The sequence below is a fragment of the Paraburkholderia mimosarum LMG 23256 = NBRC 106338 genome (genome assembly GCF_000739815.1).
Taxonomy (GTDB): Bacteria; Pseudomonadota; Gammaproteobacteria; order Burkholderiales; family Burkholderiaceae; genus Paraburkholderia; species Paraburkholderia mimosarum.
Window position 1 is genome coordinate 1 of record NZ_BBJJ01000151.1, and the last position, 6523, is coordinate 6523.

General features: G+C 62.0%; 1 protein-coding gene. It reads left to right on the forward strand.

Annotated features, from left to right (window positions below):
- Nucleotides 1-968: 968 nt before the first annotated feature.
- Nucleotides 969-6523: trifunctional serine/threonine-protein kinase/ATP-binding protein/sensor histidine kinase (locus BMI01S_RS35535; protein ID WP_052408481.1), on the forward strand; the 5555-nt coding region annotated here is incomplete at its 3' end.

Below are 6523 nucleotides of genomic sequence, written 5' to 3' on the forward strand. Positions count from 1 at the left end.
CTTATAACTGGGGCGCTTATGATAGCAATTCGACCGGATCTTGGCCGTACCCCCAGTCTAGTTCCCAGGAAATCATCGGCACGGACGTCGATGTCGCAGAACACAAAAGGGTAGGGGGCCGGAATCGGGCAGCACCGTTTTGGGTTAAAAAGCCCGGATCCGAAAGTTTTCCTCAGACCAATACTGGACCCCCCAGTCACCGGCGGCGGTGCCTTGGTATGCCCAGCTGCCGGTGTGAGTGAGCTGCTGCGCCTGGGTAAGGTAGCTTTCGCTGCGGCGCAGCGCTTCCTCTACGTGCTTGCGCTCCGCGGATACATCCAGAAGATCGCGGCAGCCACTTGCTGTCTCACGCGGCGTCCTCGGAACGCGCAACGAAGGTTGGCGTCATTGAATTGCGTTGTGGGTTGGGCCACACGCTGCTCCAGTTCTGCGCCAAGCCGGCGCAAGTCCTCCTCGCTGTGCCGCAGTGCCTGCTGCGACGAACGCAACCTGGCGACTCCCCATATGATGCCGACCGAGGTACTCAGGAGCAGGCGGAAAGCAAGCGGTGGATGGTCTGGTGAGTAAGCCATGTCGTGGCGATGATGTTATGCTGCATGTCGACGGGGCGCTACGACGGTTCGGTGCCGCTTGCGGGTCGCAGCTGCGCTGCACCGTCCGCGCGATGCCCGAGAGCCCCCGCCAGGATAGCAGCATTGGACACTGCTTCCTGCACCGAAGGAAGCAGTGTTATCTCGTGCCCCGGCCCCCGTGCTGCGAAACGGCCGCGCCGCGAATCCGCTGCGATGACAAGCCGGGAACGAAGACTCCGCGCCGAAATGCTTATTTGGGCTTGATTTCCAGTTGCTCAAATCGATTATGCAGCTGCGCAAGCAGACACCTGACGCATCAATCCGTGACGCGCACCCGGACGGGCGCCGTCGTCACAAGTGGTCGGGTGTATGCTAAGACGACGGCGGGGGCGGCAAATGGCGATCCATGATTACGGCGAGATGCGCGACGGTTTTTACGCCGCGTGGGAGGACGGCGAGCGCGTCGTCAGCCGGGTGCGACGGCCGGCCGGCAGCGGCGACGAGTTGCTGCTGATCGCGCGCTCAGCCACGGGGCAGCCGCTGGCTGCGAGGCTCGATCCCCTCGCGCACGAATTCGAATTGAAGGACGAACTCGATGGCACGTGGGCGGTGCGGCCGCTGCAACTGCTGCGCAACGGCGGTGAGCCTCTGCTGGTACTCGAGGATCCGGGCGGGGAGCCGCTCGAGCGGCTAATCGGCGCACCGATGGCGATGGGCGCTGCTCTGCGCGTCGCCGTTGGCATCGCCGCTGCGCTCGGCAAGCTTCACCAGCGCGGTCTCGTCCATAAGAACCTCAAGCCGGCGCATGTCCTCGTCAACTGCACCGACGGACAGCCGCGGCTAACCGGCTTCGGCATCGCCTCGCAGCTGCGGCGCGAGCGACAGGCCCCCGAGCCGCCCGAGGCGCTTGCCGGTACCCTTGCCTACATGGCACCCGAACAGACCGGGCGCATGAACCGTTCAATCGACGCCCGCAGCGATCTTTATGCGCTCGGCGTTACGCTCTACCAGATGTTCACCGGTTCGCTGCCGTTCACCGCCGCGGACCCGATGGAGTGGGTGCACTGCCATATCGCGCGCAAGCCGGTGCCGCCCAGCGAAAAGTGTCCAGGAGTGCCCGTCGCGGTGTCGGCCATCATCATGAAGCTGATGGTGAAGACCGCCGAGGAGCGCTACCAGACCGCGGGCGGCGTCGAGCGCGATCTGCGGCGCTGTCTTGCCGGGTGGGAGGCCACCGGCGACATCGACGACTTCGCGCTCGGACAGGAGGACACGCCCGATCGACTGCTCATTCCGGAAAAGCTCTACGGTCGGGACCATGAGGTCGAGACTTTGCTCAGATCGTTTGATCGCATCGTCAAGAACGGTGTGCCCGAGCTGGTGCTCATCTCTGGCTATGCAGGCGTTGGCAAGTCGTCGGTCGTCAACGAACTGCACAGGGTGCTCGTGCCACAGCACGGACTCTTCGCTGCCGGCAAGTTCGACCAGTACAAGCGCGACATTCCCTATGCGACGCTCGCCCAGGCGTTCCAGAGCCTCGTGCGGACGCTCCTCGGCAAGCGCGAAGCCGAGCTATCCGGCTGGCGCCACGCGTTTGAGGAAGCGCTCGGGCCGAACGCACAGTTGATCGTCGACCTCGTTCCTGAACTCAGGCTCATCATCGGCGAGCCGCCACCGGTTCCTAGGCTTGAGCCGCAGCACGCACAACGTCGTTTCCAGCTGGTGTTCCAGCGGTTTATCAACGTCTTTGTCCGGGCGGAACATCCACTGGCGCTCTTTCTCGACGACCTGCAATGGCTCGACGCGGCTACGCTCGATCTGCTCGAGGACCTGTTGACCCGCTCGGACCTGAAGCATCTGATGCTGATCGGTGCCTATCGCGATAACGAGGTCACGGCCGACCACCCGCTGATCCGCAAGCTCGAAGCCATCAAGGCCGCAGGTGGAAAAATAATTGAGGTCACGCTGGCACCGCTCGCCGAAGAACACCTCCGGCAGCTGATTGCGGACGCGCTTCGCTGTGAGGGGTCGCATGCCGCACCACTCGCGAAACTGGTGCATGAGAAAACTGGCGGCAATCCGTTTTTTGCCATTCAGTTCCTGTCGTCGCTGGCCGACACGGGAATGCTCGCCTTCAACCATGACAAGGCAAGCTGGACCTGGGATCTCGAGGGCATTCAAGCCAAGGGATATACGGATAACGTCGTCGACCTCATGATCGCGAAATTGAACCGGCTGCCGGCCGATACGCAGACGGCGTTACAGCAACTGGCTTGTCTGGGCAACATCGCCGAAATAGCAACACTATCGGTTGTCCTCGGAAGATCGGAGGAGCAGGTCCATGCGGCGCTATGGCCGGCTGTTCGTCAGGAATTGGTCGAGCGCCTTGGGGGCACCTACCGGTTCGCTCACGATCGCGTGCAGGAAGCCGCGTATCTCCTGACCGCCGAGGAGCTGCGGAGCCGGGTGCACCTTCGAATCGGGAGACTGCTGGCCGATGTCACGCCTGCGGAGAAGCAAGAAGAGGCGGTCTTCGAAATTGTCAACCAGCTCAATCGCGCTATTCCCGTGATGGCCTCACGAGCGGAGCGGGAGCGACTTGCCGAATTCAACTGGATCGCCGGGTGGCGCGCCAAGGCTTCCACCGCCTACGCCTCTGCGCTCAAGTACCTCGTCGTTGGCACGGAGTTATTGCGCGACGATGGCTGGGAGCGCCGCCGCGACCTCATCTTCGCACTGCAGCTGAACCAGGCCGAATGCGAGTTCCTCACCGGTGAGGTGGCGGCCGCGGACGAGCGCCTCGCGGCGCTTTCCGCCCGAGCGAAAGATGAGGTCGAACAAGCGAGCGCCGCGTGTCTGCGCGTGGATCTGTATGTGACCCTCGGTCAGAGCGGCCGCGCTGTCGCCGTGGGTCTCGAATGCCTCCGGCACCTGGGCATCCAGTGGGCGCCGCATCCAACGGAAGAAGAAGCGCGCCGGGAATACGAGCGCATCTGGACAACGCTCGGAAACCGCCCGATCGAAGCACTTGTCGAACTGCCGTTGATGAGCGACCCGACATCCCTCGTGCGTCTCGACGTGTTGACTAAGCTCTTGGTGCCTGCCGTGTATACCGACGCGAATCTGGTTTTTCTGGTCCTCTGTCGGATAGTCAATCTCAGCCTCGAGGGTGGCAACTCCGACGGGTCCTGCGTGGCCTATGAGTGGCTGGGTGGCATCATCGCCGGGCCTGGCTTCGGCGACTCGCTGACCGGCCTTCGATTCGGGCAGCTCGGCTACGACCTGGTCGACAAGCGCGGGCTAAGGCGCTTCGAGGCCAGGACCTTCATGAACTTTGGGAATGTCATCCTGCCGTGGACGCGCCACGTTCAGGCTGGCCGTGCTCTGGTGCGTCGCGCATTCGAAGCCGCAAATCGAACCGGCGATGTCCCTATTGCGGCTGCCTGCTGTAACCACCTTAATACGAACCTGCTTGCGGCCGGTGATCCTCTCGATGAGGTACAACGCGAAGCCGAACGTGGTTTCGCCTTTGCGCAGAAGATGCGGGTCGGTGTTGCCATTGACTCCATCGGTCCGCAGCTCGGGCTCATACGGACGCTGCGTGGGTCGACGTCGATTTTCGGCTGCTTCGACGATTTGCAGTTTGACGAGCGTGAAATCGAGCGTCGGTTTTCCAGCAACCCGGGGCTGGCGCAGGCTGAGTGCCGGTACTGGATCCGCAAACTGCAGGCGCGTTATTTTGCGGGCGACCATGCTGCAGCAGCCGAAGCGTCGTCGAGGGCGCAACGACTGCTCTGGACATTACCGTCACATTTCGAAACGGCCGAACATCTCTTTTACGGCGCGCTCACCCGCGCCGCATGCTGCGACTTCGCAGCGGCAAACGAGAGTCAGCAGCAGGTCGAGGCTCTGGTCGCCGACCACCGACAGCTCGAGAGCTGGGCGACTCATTGCCCGGAGAATTTCGAGAATCGTGCCGCCCTGGTCGGAGCGGAGATCGCGCGGATCGAAGGCCGCGTGGTCGATGCTGAGCAGCTCTATGAGCAGGCCATCCATTCGGCGCAGAAAAGCGGCTTTGTGCACAACGAGGCGCTGTCGAACGAACTCGCTGCGCGTTTCTTCTTTATGCGGGGTTTTGAAAAAATAGCGCGCGTCTACCTGCAGGACGCCTACGACGCTTATCTGCGGTGGGGAGCAAATGGCAAGGCGCGACAGCTTGAACAGTGCTACCCCAACCTCGAGCCCCATTCGGACAATCCACGCGAGACGGCCACGATCGGAAGGGTGATAGAGCAGTTGGATCTCAGTACGGTGCTGAGCCTCTCACAGATCGTCTCGGGCGAAATCGTGCTGGAGAACCTCATAGAAGCGCTGATGCGCACCGCATTGGAGCACGCTGGTGCGCAGCGCGGCCTGCTCGTGCTCCCGCGCGGTGGCGAGCTATGGATTGAGGCGCAGGCGGATACAGACACCGCCTCAGTCACGGTCGCACTGCGCGAGGCACCGATCTCCGCCGCCGAGGTGCCCGAGTCGATTCTCCAGTATTGCGCGCGTACGCAGGAGAGCGTCATCCTCGACGATGCCTCGGCCAGGGGTGAGTTCTCCAACGATGGGTACATCGCCCGCGTGCAGGCGCGATCAGTCCTCTGCCTGCCATTCGTCAAACAGGGAAGACTGGTTGCATTGCTTTATCTGGAAAATCGCCTCACCGCCAGTGCCTTTACCCCGGCCAGAATTGCGGTCCTGAAGGTTCTTGCATCGCAGGCTGCCATGACGTTGGAAAATGCCCGTCTGTACCGCGATCTCGCAGAACGCGAAGCGAAGATCCGGCGTCTGGTCGAGGCCAACATCATCGGGATCTTCATGTGGCGGAGTGAAGGTGAGACGCCTGAAACCACTGACGTCGTCCTCTATGAGGTCAATGACGCATTTCTGAACATGGTGGGATACAACCGTGACGATTTCGCATCCGGTCGCGTACGTCGTTCAAACCTCACGCCACCGGAATGGCGCGAACGCACGGCAGAGGCGGAAGTCGAACTGACAAGGACAGGAACCTTCCAACCTTACGAGAAGGAGTATTTTCGCAGGGATGGCACCCGGGTACCCGTGCTGGTGGGCACAGCGTCCTTTGAAGGCGGGAAGCAAGGGGTCGCGTTCGTACTCGATCTGACCGAGCGCAAGCGAGCGGAGGCCGAGATTCAAGCGGGTGAACGCCGCTACCATGAGGCGCAGATCGCGCTGGAGCACGCGAACCGCGTCTCGACAATGGGTCAGCTCGTGGCGTCGATCGCTCACGAAATCAAGCAGCCGATTGCCGCGAATGTTGTCAGCGCGCAGGCGGGGCTACGTTGGCTGGATGCCCAGCCGCCGAACCTGCATAAGGCCCGTGAGACATTTGATCGGATCATCAAGGACGCAACCCGCGCGTGCGAAATTGGCAACTGGATTCGAAGCCTTGTCAAAAATGCTCCGCCGCGTAAGGAATCGCTGATGATCAATGAGGCGATTGGTCAAGTCGTTGCCCTGACGCGAGTCGAGGCCGAGAAGCATGGGGTGTCGGTGCAGACGCAGCTGGCCGTGGACTTGCCGATGGTTGAAGGTGACCACATTCAACTCCAGCAGGTGATGCTGAACCTAGTGCTCAACGCCATCGAAGCGATGCGCGCAGTCGACGGAGGGCCGCGAGAACTGGTCATCATCAGCGGCCACGACGAGTCGGGAGGTGTGCTTATTTCCGTGCGCGACTCCGGGCCGGGTATCGCCACCGAAAACATCGGGCAGCTCTTCGAGCCATTCTATACGACCAAGCCGGATGGAATGGGCATGGGGTTATCGATCTGCCGATCCATTGTGGACGCGCATGGGGGACGCCTATGGTTCACCGCGAACGTGCCCCGTGGCGCGGTGTTTAGCTTCACTGTGCCGGCTCTCACGGGCTTTGTTCAGAA